At 73.9% G+C, this 19,547-nt stretch carries 10 protein-coding genes; 2 read left to right on the top strand and 8 right to left on the bottom strand.

Annotated elements, in window-relative coordinates; translation table 11 throughout:
- Window positions 1-61: 61 nt before the first annotated feature.
- The 8 genes from IEZ11_RS41295 to IEZ11_RS41330 form a co-directional block, all read right to left on the bottom strand.
- Window positions 62-1,339, bottom strand: coding sequence for a hypothetical protein (locus tag IEZ11_RS41295; RefSeq protein WP_189268201.1), 1,278 nt, complete (start codon window positions 1,337-1,339; stop codon window positions 62-64).
- A complete protein-coding gene (locus tag IEZ11_RS41300; protein WP_189268202.1) occupies window positions 1,336-3,537 on the bottom strand; it encodes a bifunctional glycosyltransferase/CDP-glycerol:glycerophosphate glycerophosphotransferase in 2,202 nt (733 codons plus the stop codon). The genes IEZ11_RS41295 and IEZ11_RS41300 overlap by 4 nt, the downstream gene beginning before the upstream one ends.
- 2 nt (window positions 3,538-3,539) lie before the next feature.
- The gene (locus IEZ11_RS41305) at window positions 3,540-5,732 is read right to left on the bottom strand and encodes a bifunctional glycosyltransferase family 2 protein/CDP-glycerol:glycerophosphate glycerophosphotransferase (protein ID WP_189268203.1); all 2,193 of its coding nucleotides are present in this window, start codon (window positions 5,730-5,732) and stop codon (window positions 3,540-3,542) included.
- 124 nt (window positions 5,733-5,856) lie between these two features.
- Entirely contained in the window at window positions 5,857-8,118 is a 2,262-nt protein-coding gene (locus IEZ11_RS41310; protein ID WP_189268204.1) for a bifunctional glycosyltransferase/CDP-glycerol:glycerophosphate glycerophosphotransferase, read from the bottom strand.
- 165 nt (window positions 8,119-8,283) lie between these two features.
- Window positions 8,284-9,123 (bottom strand): carbohydrate ABC transporter permease, encoded by an 840-nt coding sequence (locus tag IEZ11_RS41315; RefSeq protein WP_229713670.1) that lies wholly within the window; start codon window positions 9,121-9,123, stop codon window positions 8,284-8,286.
- On the bottom strand, window positions 9,120-10,454 hold the full coding sequence (locus tag IEZ11_RS41320; protein ID WP_189268206.1) for a carbohydrate ABC transporter permease: 1,335 nt from the start codon (window positions 10,452-10,454) through the stop codon (window positions 9,120-9,122). Before IEZ11_RS41320 ends, IEZ11_RS41315 begins: the two co-directional genes overlap by 4 nt.
- A gap of 7 nt (window positions 10,455-10,461) precedes the next feature.
- Window positions 10,462-11,838: an ABC transporter substrate-binding protein gene (locus tag IEZ11_RS41325; RefSeq protein WP_189268207.1), complete on the bottom strand. Its 1,377-nt coding sequence runs from the start codon at window positions 11,836-11,838 to the stop codon at window positions 10,462-10,464.
- A 156-nt stretch (window positions 11,839-11,994) separates the two neighbouring features.
- Window positions 11,995-15,858, bottom strand: a complete 3,864-nt coding sequence (locus tag IEZ11_RS41330; protein ID WP_189268208.1) for an FHA domain-containing protein — start codon at window positions 15,856-15,858, stop codon at window positions 11,995-11,997.
- A gap of 418 nt (window positions 15,859-16,276) precedes the next feature.
- On the opposite strand from IEZ11_RS41330, the gene IEZ11_RS41335 reads away from it, so the two are divergent.
- Entirely contained in the window at window positions 16,277-18,004 is a 1,728-nt protein-coding gene (locus IEZ11_RS41335; RefSeq protein ID WP_189268209.1) for a serine/threonine-protein kinase, read from the top strand.
- Between the two features lie 111 nt (window positions 18,005-18,115).
- On the top strand, window positions 18,116-19,348 hold the full coding sequence (locus IEZ11_RS41340; protein ID WP_189268210.1) for a serine/threonine-protein kinase: 1,233 nt from the start codon (window positions 18,116-18,118) through the stop codon (window positions 19,346-19,348).
- Window positions 19,349-19,547: the final 199 nt, after the last annotated feature.

The following is a 19,547-nucleotide window of genomic DNA, read 5'->3' on the forward strand; positions in this document are numbered from 1 at the left end:
GACAGGGGGGACCATTCACCGAGTGTTCCCGTCCGCCCCCACGGCGTTGCCGCCCGTCACCTCATCGAGTGACGCCGACCGCCCTGGGCGATCCCTGAGCGGGCACCGGGGCCGGCCGCCGCGCCAGCGGTTCGAGGAGCAGCGGCACGCCCACCACCGGCAGCAGCCAGGCCAGCACGATCAGCCGGTCGCCGCCGATGGTGATGTCGGGGTGGCCGGCCTGGGTGAGGATCCCGGTTGCGGCGGCCGCCAGCAGGAGGACGCCGAAGGCGGGCCGCCGCCGTGCGCCCCACGCGCCGGCCGCCAGCGCGGCCGGGAACAGCGGCTCCGTCAGCTGCCGGCGCAGCCACTCCACCCAGAAGTCCCACTCCAGATGGAGGAACTCCCGCCCGGGGTGGGCCCGGTCCGGGTGGGTGTAGTGGCCGGTCAGCAGGTCCTGCACGCTCTCCGCCTCGGAGGGGTAGCGCAGCAGCCGGGCGAGGAGCAGGGTGCCGGCCACCGCCCCGCAGCTCACCGCCGCGATCACGGTCACCGCGCGCCCGGGTCCCCGGCCGTGCCGGCGCCGCCAGAGCGCGACCGCCGCCGCGGCCCCGGCCAGACACCCGCCGAGGAAGAGCGCCTGTGAGTGCTTCACGGTGAACAGCGCCACCAGCGCCCCCGCCACCAGCGCCGTTCCCGCCCGGGTCCGCCCGGTCAGGGCCAGCGCACAGCCCCACACCGCCGTCAGGGTCAGGGCCAGCAGCAGACCCTCGGCCATCGGCCGCATCGCGGTCGTGCCGACCGGCAGGACGTAGTACAGGGCCTGCCCGGTCAGCGCGAGCGGCACCGGGACCGCCACCGTCCGCAGCACCAGGAAGACCAGCACCCCGCCCGCGCCCGCGGCCAGCACGCTCGCCAGCCACACCCCCCACGTCACCCCGAACACGGTGACGAACGGCACCAGGAACACCGGATAGCCCGGCCGCACCTCGAAGATCCGCCGCAGCCGGGGGGCCACGAACGGCGCGATGTGCCCGTCCGTCTGCGCACCACCGGCCCGCAACCGCCGCTCCACGCGCCGCAGTTCACCGGCCCGGCAGTCCGCGGACACCCGGCCCGCCGGACTCGGCGCGTGGAAGCGCAGTACGTCCACCCGCTGTGCGCGCTCCGCCGCCGCCCCCTCGCCCGCGCACGCCCAGTCCACCGTCTCGGCCGCCGCCTCCCGCTTGCCCGCCCCGGCCAGGGCCAGCGCGTACGACACGTAGTTCTTGGAGTCGGGCGTGTCCCGGCCGGTGACGGCGGCGAGTTGCAGCACCGCGAAGACGGCGGCCAGCACCAGCACCCAGGCGCGCGGTCTCACGTCGACGCCAGCAGATCGGGCGCGCCGGCCGGACCGGGCACCCGGGCCGGCTCCGGCATCGGCTCGCCCAGCAGCAGGGTCCGTACCACCCGTTCGGCGGCCCGGCCGTCGTCGAACTCGCAGAACCGGGACCGGAAGTCGGCCCGCAGTCGCGCCGACTCCTCGTCCCGCCAGCCGCCCGAGGCGAACAGCCAGGCCAACTCCCGGTAGGAGTGCGAGACATGGCCCGGCGCCTCGGCGGTGATGTCGAGATAGGCGCCCCGGCTCGCCGTGTACGCGGCCCAGTCGTCGGCGTGCACGACGATCGGCCGGTCCAGGTTGGCGTAGTCGAACATGACGGAGGAGTAGTCGGTGACCAGGGCGTCCGAGGCCAGCATGACCTCCTCGACGTCCGGTTCGCCGGTCGCGTCGACCACGATGCCGCGCCGGTGCAGCTCGGCCAGGCCCGTCCCGCGCGCCGGACCGGTCGCCAGGGCCGGATGCAGCCGGACCACCAGGGTGTGCCCCTCGCCCAGGTCGGCGGCGAACCGGGCCAGGTCGATCCGCTCGACGTGCCCGCCCCGGACGTAGTCGCGGCGGGTCGGCGCGTACAGCACCACCGTGTGGGCGGCGGGAATGCCGTACCGGTCCCGGAAACCGGTCCGGCCGCCGGTGACCAGGACGTCGTTGCGCGGGCTGCCGGTGCGGGCCGACGCGAAGTGACAGGGGTAGGCCCGCTCCCACACCAGCTCCGAGTGCCGGTTGGCGACCAGGCTGTGGTCCCAGCGGTCGGCCCGGCGCAGCATCTGCGGCACGTCGAAGCCCAGCCGGGCGCCGGGCTTGCCCAGCAGGTCGGCGCCCAGGTACTTGAGCGGGGTGCCCCGATGGGTGTGGACGTGCACGCTGCCGGGTCGTTTCACCAGCGTGCCGGGCCAGTTGACGTCGTTGACGAAGAACTTCGCGCGGGCGGCCAGCCGCTGGTACTCCGGGGAGTCCAGCAGTACATGCTCCACACCGGCCGGGAGCCCCGCCGCCACCTCCGCGTCCCGCACCACCCAGACGCCGCGCAGCCGCGGGGCGATCTCCCGGGCCGCGCGGTACACGGCCGCCGGGTCGCCCCGCAGCCCCTGGTGCGAGGCCGCCGAGTACAGGACCAGCTCCTCGTCCAGGGGGCGCAGGCCGCGCAGCCCGGTCAGGGCGCGCCGGGCCCGGATCCGGGCCGCCTGCCGCACCCGCAGTGCCTGCCGCCCGCCCTCCCGGCCCGCCCGCGCCGCCTGCTGCCGCAGCCGGTACGAGGCGTACGACCCGCCCAGCACATCGAGGTCGCCCCCGCCCTCCGTGGCCCCCTCCGGCCGGAACGCCCGGTACAGCTCCGCCGTGCGCCGGAAGAACTCGCCCCGGTCGGCGGGCGGCAGCCGGTCCGGCTTGGCGAGGATGTCCAGGCAGTGCTCGCCCATCTTCCGGTGCAGGTAGGGCCGCCAGCCCGCCAGCTCCGGGCGGGCGTCGACGAACGCGAAGACCCGCTGGTACTGGTCGTGGACGTCGAAGTGCTTGCGGCTGGTGGTGGAGAGGATGTTGCCCTGCCGGCGCTGGCGGTAGTTGAGGCAGATCCGGTCGAGGGTGGCGATCCGGGCCGCGCTGAGCATGACCGGGAAGGTCCAGGGGGTGTCCTCGTAGTAGCCCGGCGGGAACTGGAAGCCGTTCTCCTCGACGAAGGACCGGCGGTAGACCTTGTTCCACACCACCATCAACAGATCCAGGATCTCGGGGTGTTCGGCCGCCGTGAAGACCTCCGACGTGATGCCGAGCACCTCGGCGAGGGCGTTGCGCCGGGTCCCGCCCCACCAGTAGGTGCGGGCGTAGTCGAAGACCAGCACGTCCGGGTCGCCGGTCTCCGCCAGCCGGTCGGTGACCGCTTCCAGCGCGCCCGGGGTGAGGGTGTCGTCGCTGTCGAGGAAGAGCAGGAAGTCACCGGTGGCGTAGGGGAGTCCGGCGTTGCGGGCGCGGCCGAGGCCGACGTTCTCGGGCAGGTGCAGGACCCTGACGCGCGGGTCGCGGGCCGCGTACTCGTCGAGGATCGCGCCGCAGCCGTCCGGGGACCGGTCGTCGACGGCGATCACCTCGATGTCGTGGCAGGACTGCTCCAGGACCGAGTCGAGGCACTCCCGGAGGAAGCCCTGCACCCTGAAACAGGGGATGATCACGCTGAGTCGGGGCACGGTCAGCTCCTGACGAGGGTCGCGGCCGGGGCGGGCAGACGTTCGGCGAGCGGGATCACCGCCGGGATGTCCTGCGGCGGCCGGCCGAGGAACACCCGCCGCACCACCCGCTCGGCGGCCAGGCCGTCGTCGAACTGGCAGAAGCGCGCCCGGAACTCGGTCCGCAGCTGCCTGGACTCCGCGCTCAGGTAGGAGCCGTCGCGGAAGATCCGGGCCAGTTCCTCCGGGGTGCGGGCGACCGGTCCCGGCGGCTCGGCCATCAGGTCGAAGTAGACGCCCCGGGTCTGCCGGTAGACCTCCCAGTCGTCGGCGTACACGACGATCGGCCGGTCCAGGTTGGCGTAGTCGAACATGATGGACGAGTAGTCGGTGATCAGCGCGTCCGCGGCCAGGCACACCTCCTCGGCGGAGCGGTGCGCGGTGACGTCGATGACCCGGCCGCTGTCCGGGCCGGTTCCCCGGTCGTAGAAGTAGTGCGCGCGCAGCAGCACGACGACGTCCTCGCCGGCCGCCTCGCAGAACGCCTCCAGGTCGAGGCCCGGCTCGAAACCGGTGTGGTGGTCGCGGTGGGTGGGGGCGTACAGCACGGCCGTCCGGCCGTCGGGGACCCCCAGCCTGCGGCGGGCCCGGACCACGTCACGGGCGGACGCCGTGTAGTAGACGTCGTTGCGCGGATAGCCGTACTCCAGCGTCCGGTACGAGCCGGGGAAGGCGCGCTCCCACATCTGGGTGGAGTGGCGGTTGGAGGAGAGGTTGAAGTCCCAGCGGTCGACGCGGCCGAGCAGCTTGGTGAAGCTGCCGGACCGGGCGGCGACCACCGGGTACGTCGACTGGTCGACGCCCATCTTCTTCAGCGGGGTGCCGTGCTGCGTCTGGACGTGCACGCTGCCCGGCCGCTTGACGACGCCCTCGGCGAAGTTGGCGTTGTTGACGAGGTACTTGGCGCGGGCCAGCACCTGCCAGTACCGGCGGCTGCCGATCACCGCGTACTCCACGTCCTGCGGCACGGTGTGTTCCTGACCGGCCTCGACCAGGAACACCGAGCGGATGTGCGGGGCGAGTTCACGGGCCACGGCGTGGATCGCGGCCGGGTTGCAGACGTAACCGCGCCCCCAGTACGCGCAGTACACGGCGAGGTTCACGTCCAGCGGGCGGCGCAGGTCGAGGGCGTAGCGCAGCCGGGTGAGCGGCAGGTGCGGGCGCGGCAGCCGCCCGGCAGCCCCGGCCGCGACCCGGTTGGCACCGCGCAGCACGCGGAACGCCGTGTACGCGCCGGCCGCGAGGAGCCGGTGCTGGACCCCCACGCTGCCGCCCGGCATCCGGAACCCGTCCGGCCGGTGCGCGCGGTGCAGCCGTGCCGCCCGCCGGAAGAACGCCCGGTGCCCGGACGGCATCCGGTCCGGCCGTGCGGCCGTCTTCAGCACCACCCCGAAGACCTGCTCGAACAGCGCCCGCGCCCGCGCGCCCGGCAGCCCGGCGGCCCGTTCCAGCACCAGCTCCACCTGGTCGAGGAGGTCCCGCTGGTGCGGTCCGGGCAGGTTCAGCCGGCTGCCCTGCCGGCGCAGCCGGTGCCGTACCACCACCGAGCGCAGCACCGCGATCCGCTCGGCGGCGACGGTGGTCAGGCCGCCCCAGCCGAGGTCCGTGAAGTGCCCGTCCGGAAAGGACAGCTCCCGTTCGGAAAGGAAGGACCGGCGGTAGGCCGCGCTCCAGGCCGGCAGGGCCACGCCCGTCAGCCGGGGTGCCCGGTCCGGGGCGAACGCGCCGCCCGGGACACCCGCCAGCAGGGGGGCCGCCGGATTGCTCGGCTCGCCCTCCCACCAGGGCGTCCGCTCGTGCTCGGCATACAGGACGTCCACGTCGCCGGTGTCGGCGAGCCGGGCGTCGAGCAGTGCCAGCGCGCCCGGGACCAGCACGTCGTCGCCGTCGAGGAACAGCAGGTACGTGCCGTGCGCCGCCCGCATCCCGGTGTTGCGGGCACCGCTCAGCCCGGCCGACGGCGGGGAGTGCACCGGGATCACCCGGGAGTCCCGCTCGGCGTAGGCGGCGGCGACCGAGGCGGCCGGGGCGTCGGGCGCGTCGCAGACCGGGATCAGCTCCAGGTCGCCGAAGGACTGGGCGAGGACCGAGTCCAGCGCCTGGGACAGCCGGCCGGCGACCCCGTGGGACGGGACGATGATGCTGAAGCGGGGCATGCTGCTCTTTCTCAGGTGTGCATGCGGCCCGGCCTCCCCGTCGGTCGCCAGGTGGACGGCCGGGACGGGGTGGGCCGCGAGGTGTTGGGGGGCATGAGGGAACTCCCTGCAAGGCAAACGGCGTTCAGCGGCTCTCGGTGACGGGCAGATGGCCGGAAGGTTGCGGAACGGTGGCCAGCGGGGAGTGGGCGAGCCCGGCGGCCGCCGCGGGCACGGGGTGCCGCTGCTCCAGCGGGATGAACTCCGGCAGCCCGGCCGGCTCGCCGAGCACCACATGGCGGACCACCCGCTCGGCGGCGCGGCCGTCGTCGTACCGGCAGAACCGCTCGCGGAACGCGGCGCGCAGCTGGGCGGAGCGGGAGCCGCGCCAGTGGCCGGTGGCGAAGATGTCGATCAGCTCGTCCTCGGTGCGGGCGACCGCGCCGGGCGGCTCGGAGCGCAGATCGAAGTAGGTGCCGCGGGCCGCGTGGTAGGCGTCCCAGTCCTCGGTGTGCACGACGATCGGCCGGTCCAGGTTGGCGTAGTCGAACATGATCGACGAGTAGTCGGTGACCAGCGCGTCCGCGGCCAGGCACAGGGACTCCGCACTGGGGTGGTCGCTGACGTCGATCACCCGGTCCCCGGACGCGAGCGGGCCGCCGTGCCAGTAGTGGGCGCGGGCCAGGATCACGAAGCGCGGGCCGAGGCGGCGCACGATCCGGTCCAGGTCGAGGGCCGGGCGCTGGGTGCGCCGGTAGTCGCGGTGGGTGGGGGCGTAGAGAAGGGCGACCGTGCCCTCGGGGATGCCGAGCGACTCGCGGATCCGGGTCACGTCGGCCGAGGTGGCCCGCTGGAGGACGTCGTTGCGCGGATAGCCGTATTCGAGGGTCCGGTAGCCACCGGGGTAGACGCGTTCCCAGGTCAGGGTGGTGTGGCGGTTCGCGGACAGCACGTAGTCCCACTTGTCGACACCCCGCAGGAGCTCCTCGAAGTCCATGCCGGCGGCCGCCGCCGGGTGTTCCTGGAGGTCCAGGCCCATGTGCTTGAGCGGGGTGCCGTGCTGGGTCTGTACGAACACCTGGCCGGGGCGCTTTCTCAGCCGCCGGTCGAAGTTGACGTTGTTGACCAGGTACTTGGAGCGGGCCAGCGCCGTCCAGTAGGCGAAGGTGCCCGGACGCAGCCGGCGTGGGCCCGGCGGGATCGTGTGCTGATGCTCCGGGCGGGCGATCCAGGCGGTGCGCACGTGCGGGGCGTGGGTGCGGAACGCCTCCTCCAGCGCGCCCGGATTGCAGCTGTGGCCGCGGTTCCAGTAGGCGGCGAAGACCGCGCGGTCGGCGCGCAGCGGGAGGCGCAGCTGGACCCGGTAGTGCAGCTGGAGCAGCGCCGAGCGCAGCCCGCGGGCGGACTTGACGCCGGCCTTGAGGGCGCGGCGGCGGACGGACATCGCCAGCTGGAGGGCGCGGTAGGTGCGGTGCAGGCCGTGGTGGACGAGGCCGTGGCGGAGCCGGGTGCGCAGCCGGATCTCCGAGCCCCCCGCGTGATGGCGCCGGCAGTGGGCACGGGCCGTGCGCAGGAACTCGGCGCGGCTGCCCTTCGGGAGCCGGCCCCGCCTGGTGAACACCGTCGAGAGGTGGTCGATCATCCGCCGGAACAACACCGGCCGCCAGTGCGCCAGTTCGGGCCGCTCCTGGAGGAACGCGAAGACCCGGTCGTACTGGTCGAAGATGTCGAAGTGCTTGCGGCTGGTGGTGGAGAGGATGCTGCCCTGCCGCCGCTGCCGGTAGTGCACGCAGACCCGGTCGAGGGTGGCGATCGATCCGGCGGTCATCAGGGCCGGATAGGTCCAGGGCGTGTCCTCGTAGTAGCCGGGCGGGAAGGCGAGGCCGTTCTCCGCCACGAACTCCCGCCGGTACGCCTTGTTCCACGCCACCATGAGCACCCGCAGCAGACCCGGCCGGTCCTCGAGCCGGAACGGCGCGGGACCCTCCTCCGCCAGGTGCGTCGCGACCTTGTTGCGCTCCGCCCGGCCCGTCCAGAACGTCCGCGCGTAGTCGTACACGAGCACGTCCGGATCGCCGGTCTCCTTGATCCGGTCGGCGACCGCCCGCAGTGCGTCCGGCGTCAGCGTGTCGTCGCTGTCCAGGAAGAGCAGGTAGTCGCCGCGCGCCTGCGCCATCCCCGCGTTGCGGGCGCCGCCCAGGCCCTGGTTCTCCGGCAGGTGCAGGGCCCGCACGCGGGCGTCCCGGGCCGCGTACTCGTCGATGATCGTGCCGCAGGAGTCCGGTGAGCAGTCGTCGACGGCGATCAGTTCCAGATCGGGGTACGACTGCGAGAGCACCGAGTCCAGGCACTCGGGCAGGTACGCCTGGACCTGGTACGCGGGGACGATGACACTGAACCTGGGCAAGGGGCATCCATGGGTCGGTCGGCGCGGGCGTTCTGCCCGGGAACGGCCAATGGAGTGATTTGGTTACGGTTCCCTACGTCATGTGGGTTACGTTCCGTGAGCGGACCGGGGCGAGCCGACGGCCGACTCGCCCCTTCCGAGAGCTCCTCGCGCGCTCTGGTGCGGTTATTTGACCGCGCCCGCCATCACCCCCGTCACGAACTGCCGCTGGAAGGCGAAGAACACGGCCAGCGGGATCACCATCGAGATGAACGCGCCCGGTGCCAGGACGTCGACGTTGTTGCCGAACTGGCGGACCTGGGTCTGGAGCGCGACCGTGATCGGCTGGGTGCCCGACTTGGTGAACACCAGCGCGACCAGCATGTCGTTCCACACCCACAGGAACTGGAAGATGCCCAGGCTCGCGATCGCGGGCCCGCCCAGCGGCATCACCACCCGGGTGAACAGCCGCAGTTCACCGGCGCCGTCGAGCCGGGCCGCCTCCAGCAGCTCGCGCGGGATCTCCGCGAAGAAGTTCCGCAGCAGGAACACCGCGAACGGCAGCCCGAAGCCGACATGGAAGAGGATCACCCCGAAGATCGTCCCGAACAGGCCGATCTTGCCGAAGAGTTCGGCGATCGGGATCAGCGCCACCTGGACCGGCACGACCAGCAGACTGACCACGGTCAGGAACCACCAGTCCCGGCCCGGGAACTCCATCCACGCGAACGCGTAACCGGCCAGCGCTCCGATGATCACGACCAGGACCGTCGCCGGGACGGTGATCAGGACCGTGTTCCAGAGGGAGCCGGTGATGTCGCTGTTCTCCAGGAGCTTCTGGTAGCTCTCGAAGGTGAGCTGGGACGGCTTGCTGAACACGTGCCACCAGCCGCTCGCGCTCATGTCGTCCGGCGAACGGAGCGAGGAGGCCAGCAGCCCGATCGTCGGCACCAGCCAGAACAGGGCGACGACGATCAGGAAGACCCGGACCAGACCGCCGTTGATCTTCTCCAGAACCCAGCTCATCGCCGCTCCTCCCGCCGCAGCCTGCGGACGTTGAACCACATCACCGGGATCACGAGCAGCAGCAGGAACACCGCGATGGCGCTGGCGATGCCCGGCTGGCCCTCCGAGAAGCCCTTGCGGTACAGCTCCAGGGCGAGCACGTTCGCGTCGTCCTGCGAGGAGCCCGGCGCGATGATGTACACGAGGTCGAAGACCTTCAGCACATTGATCATCAGGGTCACGGTGACCACGGCGAGGACGGGTGCCAGCAGCGGCACGGTGACCTTGCGGAACACCTGCCACTCGGTGGCCCCGTCGACCCGTGCCGCTTCGAGCAGCTCCCGCGGCACACCGGCCAGCCCGGCCGCGATCAGCACCATCGCGAAGCCCGCCCACATCCAGACGTACGACCCGATGATGGCCGGCGTGACGAGGGACGGGCCGAGCCAGTCGACGCCGTTGTACGGCTGCTTGAAGTTGCTCGCGGGCAGCCGGAGCCGGGCCCCGTCGGCGGCGGCCGGGAGCGTGAAGGTGCCGTCGGCGGCGGCCTTCGTGGACGCCACCACCTGGCCGTTCTTCACCGCCTCGATACGCATCCCGTCGTAGCCGAGCTCGGACGGGTCGGGGGTGCCGAGCCTGCCGACGCCCTTGCCCCGTGTGAAGTCCTGCCAGGTGGTACCGGTGATCCTCCCGTTCTCGGACCTCGCCGCCACGGCCTTCCGCGCGCCGCCCGGCATCTGGTCGGGGGCGACCCCGACGAGCGGAAGGGCGACGGTCTCGCCGGTGTGGACCGTCGTCCTGGTGATGAAGCCGCCCTGGTCCGCCGTCAGGGGCGACTCCCGGCCCGGGTGGGCGTTGGGGAACGCGGAGGACCGGGCGAAGGTGTCGTGGACGCCCACCCAGACCGCGTTGGCGACCCCCTTGTCCGGGTCCTGGTCGTAGACCAGGCGGAAGATGATCCCGGCGGCCAGCATCGAGATCGCCATCGGCATGAAGACGACCAGCTTGAACGCCGTGCCCCAGCGCACCCGTTCGGTCAGCACCGCGAAGACCAGGCCGAGGGCGGTGGCCACCGTCGGCGCGAACACCACCCAGATCACGTTGTTCTTCAGGGCGGTACGGATGCCGTCGTCCGTGAAGATCGCCTTGTAGTTGTCGACGCCGGCGAACCCGTCGCCGTTCGCGTTGTAGAAGCTGCGGATCAGCGAGTACCCGATCGGGTAGACCACGAGCGCGCCGAGCAGCACCAGGGCCGGGAGGAGGAAGAGCACCGCCACGGTCCTGCGGGTGCCGGTCACGCTCCTGCGGCGGCCGGGAGGAGAAGCGGGGGCCGTGGCTGCGGGTGCGGCCATCGCCGGGTCAGCTTCCGCTGCCGTAGGCGGCCGCCGCGTCCTTCTCCAGTTTCGCCTGGGTGCCGGCGACGTCCGTCGGGTTCTGCAGGAAGTCCTGGAGGTCCTTCCACTCGCCCTTGCCCGGGGTGCCGCCGAAGGCCTGCGGGGCCTGGTCGGACATGTCGAAGCGGAAGTCGTCGCCGGACGCGATCAGGGACTTGGCGATCGTGCGCTGCACCTCGTTCGGGTAGGCCGAGTTCGGCACGCTCTTGTTCGGCGAGAGATAGCCGCCGAGCTTCGCCTGGATGGTCGCCGCGTCCGGGGAGGCCAGGAACTTCGCCAGCGCCTGGGCGCCCTTGGAGTCCTTGAAGACGACCGCCGCGTCACCGCCGGAGACCACGGGCGCGGTCGAGCCGACGGCCGGGAACGGGAACACCTTGGCGTCCGTGCCCACCTTCGCCTTGGTCTCACCGATGTTGACCTGCACGAAGTCGCCCTCGTACACCATCGCGGCCTTCGGCTGGTCGCCGCCGGTGAAGGTCTGGGTGACCGAGGCCGGGAACTCCGTCTGCAGCGCGCCGGACGCGTTGCCCGCGACGTACCCCTTCTTGCCCCAGATCTGGGCGAGCGTGGTCAGCGCCTGCTTGACGGACGGGTCGGTCCACTTGATCTTGTGCTGGGCGAGCTGGTCGTACTTCTCCGGGCCCGCCTGGGAGAGGTAGACGTTCTCGAACCAGTCGGTCAGCGTCCAGCCGTCGGCGCCGCCGACCGAGAACGGTGTGACGCCCGAGTCGTACACCGCCTGCGCCGCCGTCAGCAGGTCCTGCCAGGTCCTGGGCTCCTTGGCGCCCGCGTTCTCGAAGACCTTGGCGTTGTACCAGACCAGTGACTTGTTGGCGGCCTTGTAGTAGACGCCGTACTGCTTGCCGTCGACCTTGCCGATGTCCTGCCAGCCCTGCGAGTAGTTCTTCTGCACCTCCGTGATCGTGTCCGCGTCGAGCGGCTTCGCCCAGCCCTTCTGCACGGCCTGCTTGATCGCGCCGGGCTGTGGCAGCAGCGCGATGTCCGGCGGCTGACCGCCCGCGATCTTCGACCCCAGGAAGTTGATGATCGGGTCCTGGGCGGGCACGAAGGTGACCTTCGCGCCGGTGCGCTTCTCGAACTCCGCGAGCACCTGCTTGAAGTTCTTCTGCTCCTGACCGGTCCAGACGGCGGCCACTTCGAGGGTGGTGCCGTCGAGCTTCGGCAGGGTGAGGGTGCTGGTTTCGGTGGCGCCGGTGCTGTGGTCGCCGTCGGATTTCTTGTCGCTGCCTCCGCACGCGGTGAGTGCGAGCGAGCCCGCGAGCAGGGCGGCGAGTGTGGTGAGGGCCCTGTGTGTCCGGATGGTGTTGCTCATGGCGCGCATCACTTCCCCGTTCGTCGTTCCTCGTTGAACGTCAGAACTCTGTGCCGTGCGCTCCGGTGTACGCGGGGGCCGCTTGCGCGGCAAGGGGGCCTACCGGGGAGGGCCCGGGATCGTGATCGCGTTGTGATCGGTTCCCGCGCTCACAGGAGACCACACTCACAGAAGGGAGGGGACCTCCGCCGCCGAGACTTCCTTCGCCGCCCGCTCCACCGCGCTCGCCAGCAGGGCCAGGTCCGTCGGGCCGTTGCCCAGTTCGCGTACCGGGCGGCGGGTCGGGGGGTCGCCCATGCGGTGCCAGTCGAGGGGGACCACCGTGGGGCGCTGGGTCGCCGTGCGCGGGATACGGCCCGTGACCCGGCCCGTCTGGAACGCCGTGGTCCGGCCGTCCGGGGTGGTCAGACGGCCGCGGCCGGGCGCCGGTTCGTCGGGGCCGCCGGCCGGGGTGTCCAGGGTGATGCGCAGGGTGGCCTGCCGGGCCGGTTCCGTCTCCGCCGTACGGCCGCCCGTGCCGGCCGCCGCGACCAGGTGCACGCCCAGCCGGTCGCCCTCCTTCGCCACCGCCTCCAGCGCCCGCATCACGGACCCGGCGGCCGGCCGGCCCGGTGAACCGAGGGCGGGGGAGACCAGGGCGTCCAGGTCGTCGACCACGACCACGAGACGGGGGAGCGGGGGCGGCGCCTCCGTGCGCCCGCGGGCCGCGGCGCCGGCCGACGGGCGCAGGCGGATCGTCGAACTGGGCGGGGCTTCTATGTCGGCGGCGCCGGAGGCGGCGGAGCGGGCGCGCTGCGGGACGATACGGCCGGAGATCTCCCGCTGCGCGTGCCAGTCGGTGAAGTCGGAGCGGCCCAGCAGCTCGGCCCGCCGCTTCAGCTCGGCGCTCAGCGACTGCGCGAACTCCCGCATCCGCACCGGGTCGTTGGCGGTGAGGTGGGTCGTGACATGCGGTATGTCCGTACAGACCCGCAGGCCTTCGCCGTGCCCGGCACCTGTGCCGACGCCGTCACGGCCGTCGATCAGGACGATCCCGAGCCGGTCGGGGCGCTCGGCGGCGGCCAGCGAGGCGACCACCGCCCGCAGCAGCTCGGTACGGCCGCTGCCGGGCGGGCCCTCGATCAGCAGGTGCGGTCCCTCGGCCACCAGGTCGGCGGTGAGCGGGCCGCGCGGTCCGGCACCGAGCACCGCCCGGCCCCGGCCGCCCAGCGACTCGGTGTCGTCGGCCGCGTCCGCCCAACGCGCCATCAGGGACGCCGGGGTGGCCCGCGCCAGCCCCAACTCGTCCAGCAGACGGGCGGACTGGGGGAGCCGGGCGGCCGCGCGCGGGTGCCGCTCGCCGGCCGGGCCCTCGGGGCGCAGCGGGGCCAGCGCCCTCGCGAACCGCTCGGCCCAGGCGGGGGAGACCGCGTCCACCGCGGCCAGGGTGCCGGGGCCGACCGGGCCGGGGTGACCGCCATGGCCGCCGTGACCGGCGGAGACGCGCATCAGGTGCAGCGCCGTCGCCACGTCCCCGCTGAGCAGGGCGACCGCCCCGCACTCCCGGAACGTCGGCGTCACCGCGCACGCCTCCTCGTAGGTCTCGGCGACCGGGGAGCCGGCCGAGGCGGGGGCCGTCTCCGCGAGGCAGATCACGTGCACGCCGGCCCGCGGTCCGGCCACGGCCAGCCGCGCCACCGCGTCACGCAGCGCGGAGCCGCCGGGATCGCCGTCCACCACGACGACCGTGTACGGCCCGGGGAAGCCGCCGTCGCCGTCGGCACCCAGGTCCTCGCGGGCCCAGGAGGGACGGTGGGCGGTCTCGGGGGGCGGGGCGCCCGCCGTCGTACGGGCGGATGCGGATGCGGGTGCGGATGCGGATGCGGATGCTGCGGACGGTGCCGGTGTCGGGCGGTCGGACGGGGTGGCGGGCCTGCGGGGGGCGGACAGTTCCTCCGTCCGCCGCAGCAGCTCCTCCACGCGGGCCGCCGCCTGTTCGCGGTCGTAGGCCAGCAGCAGGCGGCAGTCCTGGCCGTGCCCCGGGCGGACGTGCGGGAGCCAGCCCAGCCAGGACCACTCGGCCGTGCGCTCCTCCAGGGAGCGGGCCCGGTCCGCGCTGATCAGGACGATCTCCAGCAGGTCGGGCGAGTGCAGCGCGGCAAGCTGGGCCAGGACCGAACGGGCCAGGCCGGCCAGCCGGGTGCGCGGGCCGGCCAGGCCGAGCGCTCCGGCCTCGCGCAGACCGGCGGTGACCGGGACGGCGGGAAGCAGGCCCGAGCCGTCGGGCGCCGGGCGGTCCGCGCTGCCGAGCCGGACGGTGAGCGCCTCCGGATGGCCGGGGCCGCGCTCCCAGAGGCGGGGGCCGGGGCCGAGCGCGGTCAGCAGCAGGGCGGCTGGATCGGGCCAGGTCTCCGGCTGGGCGGGCACCTCGAAGGACGCGGCGCCGCCGTCCGCCGCCACGGTCTCGTCGTCCGCGGCCGACGGGGCCTCACCGCGCCCACCGGCCAGCCGCCGCGCCCAGGCCCCGAGCCCACCGCGCCTGCGGGCGCCGGACAGGGCGGGGGCGTCGGTACCACGGAGGGGGGTGCCCTTGCGTCTGCCGGAGGGGGTGGGGGCGTCGGCGGGGTCGTGGGCGAGGCGGGCGCCGTCGGCCGGGGCCGGGCCAGGGGCGGTGCCGCCCGCGCCGGTGGAACTCCGGCCGCTTCCGATTCCGACGCCGCCGGCACTTCCGGAGGGGGCCGGGCGATCGCCGAGCGCTCCGGATCGGCCGGCGTGGGTCTCGCCTGAGCTGCCCTTGACGGCGGTGCCGGGTGCGGTGTCAGGGCCTTGCGCCGTGTCGGAGCCGTATGCGGCTCCTGATCCGTGGGGTGCGCCGGCGCCGTACGCGGTCGCCGACCCGTGGGGCGCACCGGTGCCGTACGCGGCCTCGGATCCGTGGGAGGGGACCGGGCCGTGCGCGGTCGCGGCGGTGCCGCGTGGGCCCGGCAGCGTGCCGCGACTCCCGGTCGACGGGTAGCCGTGCCGGTCGCCGTCGTACCCGCGCTCGGCCGACGGCGGCTCGGTCCGCTGCCCGGCTGGTGCCGGGAACCCGCCCGCGGGTCCGCCGTCCCCGGCGGGGGATCCGCCGGCCCGCCCGGTCCACGGCGGCCCGTCGCCACGGCCGGCCGCCGGCCGCCCGCCCCGGCTCTCGATCCTCGGCGCGTCCCCCTGTGCCGGTACGACCGGTGGTTCCACCGGGCTGTGTTCGTGGCTCCGGGCGGACCCGCCCGCGGCACCCCAGCCCGCCGTGCCGTAGGCGTGGTGGGTACGGCCGGCCGGCGCGGCGGGGCCGCTCCCGCCGGCGGCGGAACCCTCGCCGTCGATGCCCTCGCCGCCCGTCAGCACCCGCACGCACCCCTCACCGTCGGGTGTCGTGCCCACCCGGGCCCCCGGGCCCCCGGACGGCGTGAGCCGCAGGGCCGACTCCCCGATGCGCAGGAGCGAGCCCGGGGTGAGGCGGACCGGGTGGTCGGTGACGCGGGTGCCGTCCAGGACCGTGCCGTTGGTGGAGTTCAGGTCGGCGACCGAGACCCGGCCGTCCGCGGCGACCGTGACCGCGCAGTGCAGCCGGGAGACGTCCGGGTCGTCGAGCGGGACGTCGGCGTCGGCGGAGCGGCCGATGGTGATCTGGCCGCCGTGCAGGAGGTGGACCCCGCCCGCGTCCGGGCCGGCGATCACGTGCAGCTGGGTCGGGGCGTCGTCCAGCTCGGGGTGCGGCTCGGGGGCCGCGGGGGCGCCCAGGGACAGCACCGCGCCGTCGACCAGCGGGGGCTCGCCCAGGATGCGGCGGCGGGCGTCCAGCCGCTCCACCCCGGCGTAGAGCACGACCGGGGCACCGCTCGGCTCACGGCCGCCCAGGCTGCCGTCCCCCGTGACCGCCGAGGCCAGCCCCGACGCCACCGCGGCCAGGTCGGTGCCCGCGGGGGCCGTCACCAGCACGTCCCGGCTCACGGCCCGGCCCCGCTGCGCGGCAGGGCCCAGCGGGTCTACGACGGTCAGCCGGATCTGCATCGCCGTCAGCGGTCCCTTCTGCGCGGGCGCGGAATTCCCCCACCGCCACGAGCACGTCGGCCAGTTCTGCTGTCAAGCGCATCCTCGCACCTGCCACTGACAACGCGCCCACGTCCCGATGGTAAGTGATCTTGATTGGTCAGCTCTGCCCCCAAAAGTGCCTGACCAATACCGTGCGGGCGATCACTTGAGATCGGTCACGTCCGAGCCCGGCAACCGGCGGACCGAAGCCAGCGTCTTTCCATCGAACGCACGCCGGAACGGCAACGTATGGGGATACGTCGGGACGCTTATCGCCTCCCTACCGAAGAGGGGGAAAGCACAGCCGGACGACAGCCCGGTCCCAGCCACCACCGCACTACAGTGGTTCGGACACATGGGTCGGAGACATTCAGCAAGCAGCTAGGGAGCGCATGACGTGCGGCCGGTAGGCAGCAAGTACCTCCTGGAGGAGCCGCTGGGACGCGGCGCCACCGGTACCGTCTGGCGTGCCCGCCAGCGGGAGACCGCGGGCGCCGAGGCAGCCGTGGCCGGCCAGCCCGGAGAGACCGTCGCGATCAAGGTCCTCAAGGAAGAGCTCGCGAACGACTCCGACATCGTGATGCGCTTCCTGAGGGAGCGCTCCGTCCTGCTCCGGCTCACCCACCCGAACATCGTCCGGGTCCGCGACCTCGTCGTGGAGGGCGATCTCCTCGCTCTGGTCATGGACCTCGTCGACGGCCCCGACCTGCACCGCTACCTGCGGGAGAACGGCCCCTTCACGCCCGTGGCCGCCGCCCTGCTCACCGCCCAGGTCGCCGACGCGCTCGCCGCCAGCCACGCCGACGGCGTCGTGCACCGCGACCTGAAACCGGCCAACGTGCTGCTCGCCCAGTACAACGGCCAGATGCACCCGATGCTGACCGACTTCGGCATCGCCCGCCTCGCCGACTCCCCCGGCCTGACCCGCACCCACGAGTTCGTCGGCACGCCCGCGTACATCGCGCCGGAGTCCGCCGAGGGCCGCCCGCAGACCTCCGCCGTCGACATCTACGGCGCCGGCATCCTGCTGTACGAGCTGGTCACCGGCCGCCCGCCGTTCTCCGGCGGCAGCGCCCTGGAAGTCCTCCACCAGCACCTCAGCGCCGAGCCCCGCCGCCCCTCCACCGTGCCCGACCCGCTGTGGACGGTCATAGAGCGCTGCCTGCGCAAGAACCCCGACGACCGCCCCAGCGCCGAGAACCTCGCGCGCGGCCTGCGGGTCGTCGCCGAGGGCGTCGGCGTGCACGCGAACTCGGCGCAGATCGCGGCGGCCGAGGGCGTCGGCGCGCTGCTCGCCCCCGACCCGGCGCCGGCCGCCGTACCGGGCGCGGCCGACCCGACCCAGGTGCTGCCGAACACGAGCGCCCCGACGGGGACGTACGACCCGAACGCCGCGACCAGCTTCCTGCCGCACACCGGCGGGCCGGCGCCGTTCGGTGCCGCCGACCCGACCGCCGTACTGCCGAACACCGGCGCCGCCGACCCGACGGCCGTCCTGCCGCCGGTGCCCCAGGGGCAGCCGGGCCAGCAGCAGCCGGAGCAGCCGCATCCCTGGCAGACGCAGCTCCGCGCGGCACGTGACCGCAACGAGCAGACCCAGGTCCAGTACCTCGACCCGGGCGAGGACCCGCTGCGCCGCCGCCCGCAGCGGCAGGTGGCCCGGCCCCAGCAGCAGCCGCCACGCCAGGCCCCGCAGCAGCAGCCGGTACGCCGGCCGCAGCCGCGCGGCCAGGGCGGACCGGGCGGACAGGGCGGGTACGGGCAGCAGCCGGCCGGGTACGGGCAGCAGCCCGCCGGGTACGGCGGCGGCCGGCCGCAGCAGCAGTACGCCCCGCCGCAGCAGCAGCCCCAGCAGCGCTACGCGCCCCCCGCCGAGCCGCAGCAGCGCGCCCCGCGCGAGCCGCGGCAGCGCGGCGCCAACCCGATGAAGATCCCCGGGCTCGGCTGCCTCAAGGGCTGCCTGTTCCTGGTCGTCATCCTGTTCGTCGCGGGCTGGCTGATCTGGGACCTGACCCCGGTGCACACGTGGGTGGGGCAGGGCCGGGGCTACTGGAACCAGCTGCACCACTGGGCGAACTCGGTCAGCAAGTTCTTCGGCGACCTGGGCAACGGCTCCGGCAAGTAACCGCGAGTCTGTGGATTTGTCGACACCTGGCGGGTGATTTCCGCCTCCCTGGTGAAGGTTGGCTCATCGGACGCGTACTTTTGTCGGCAACACGCGTCCGTAGGAGCAGTCTTGGCACGGAAGATCGGCAGCCGGTACACCGCGAACCAGATCCTGGGGCGGGGCAGCGCCGGCACGGTGTGGCTGGGCGAGGGGCCGGAGGGGCCCGTCGCCATCAAGCTGCTGCGCGAGGATCTCGCGTCCGACGAGGAACTCGTGGGCCGCTTCGTGCAGGAGCGCACGGCACTGCTGGGCCTTGAGCACCCCCATGTGGTGTCCGTCCGTGACCTCGTCGTCGACGGCAACGACCTCGCCCTCGTCATGGACCTGGTCCGGGGCACGGATCTGCGCACCCGCCTGGACCGGGAGCGGCGGCTCGCGCCCGAGGCGGCCGTGGCGATCGTCGCGGACGTCGCGGACGGGCTGGCGGCGGCGCACGCGGCGGGGGTCGTGCACCGGGACGTGAAGCCGGAGAACGTCCTCCTGGACATGCAGGGCCCGCTCGGCCCCGGCGGCTCCCACCCGGCGCTGCTGACCGACTTCGGCGTCGCGAAGCTCATCGACTCGCCCAAGCGGACCCGCGCCACGAAGATCATCGGTACGCCGGACTACCTGGCCCCGGAGATCGTGGAGGGCCTGCCGCCCCGTGCGTCGGTGGACATCTACGCGCTCGCGACGGTCCTGTACGAGCTCCTCGCGGGCTTCACCCCCTTCGGCGGCGGCCACCCGGGCGCGGTGCTGCGCCGGCACGTGACCGAGAGCGTCGTGCCGCTCCCCGGCATCCCCGAGGAGCTCTGGCAGCTGCTCGTGCAGTGCCTGGCGAAGGCGCCGGCGTCCCGGCTGCGGGCCTCCGAGCTGGCCGCGCGGCTGCGGGAGCAGCTGCCGATGCTGGCGGGGATGCCGCCGCTGGACGTCGACGAGCCGGAGACCGAGGCGCCGGAGGACGCCGAGGAGTCGGCCGCCGCCGCGCCGGTCACGGAGGAGCAGCGGGTACGACGCCGGGGGGCCGTCTCCCTGGTGCCGGGCGCGAAGCCGGACTCCAACCGGGACACGCACACGTCGATGCGGGTGCCGGGCCCGGACGAGCTGGCGGGCGGCGCCCGGGGCACGGCGCGGGTGCCGAGGGCGGCGGGGGCGCCGCGTCCGGGGTCGGCGCGGCACCGGGTGGCGGCACGGCGACGCAAGGTGACCTTCGCGGTGGCGGGGGTGGTGGTGGCCGCGGCGGTGGGCGTCGGCGCGTACCTGGCCACATCGGGCGACGACTCGGCTCCGCCGCGGGAGACGCAGAGCACGTCGTCGCCGTGACGGGCCCACTGCCCACCGCCCAGCCGACTCGGCGGGCCGAAACCCCACCGCCGCGGGGCTCCGCCCCGGACCCCGACAGGGAGTTCGGCATCCGCCCGGCTCGGGCCAGAGGTCTGGCGTCCGCCCGGCTCGGTAGGCGGCAGGGCCGCTGCCGCGGGGCCTCGTCCCGGATCCCGTCGGGGGACGGGGCGCTTCCCGG

It is taken from the genome of Streptomyces fuscichromogenes (assembly GCF_014645815.1).
In the GTDB taxonomy this organism is placed as follows: Bacteria; Actinomycetota; Actinomycetes; order Streptomycetales; family Streptomycetaceae; genus Streptomyces; species Streptomyces fuscichromogenes.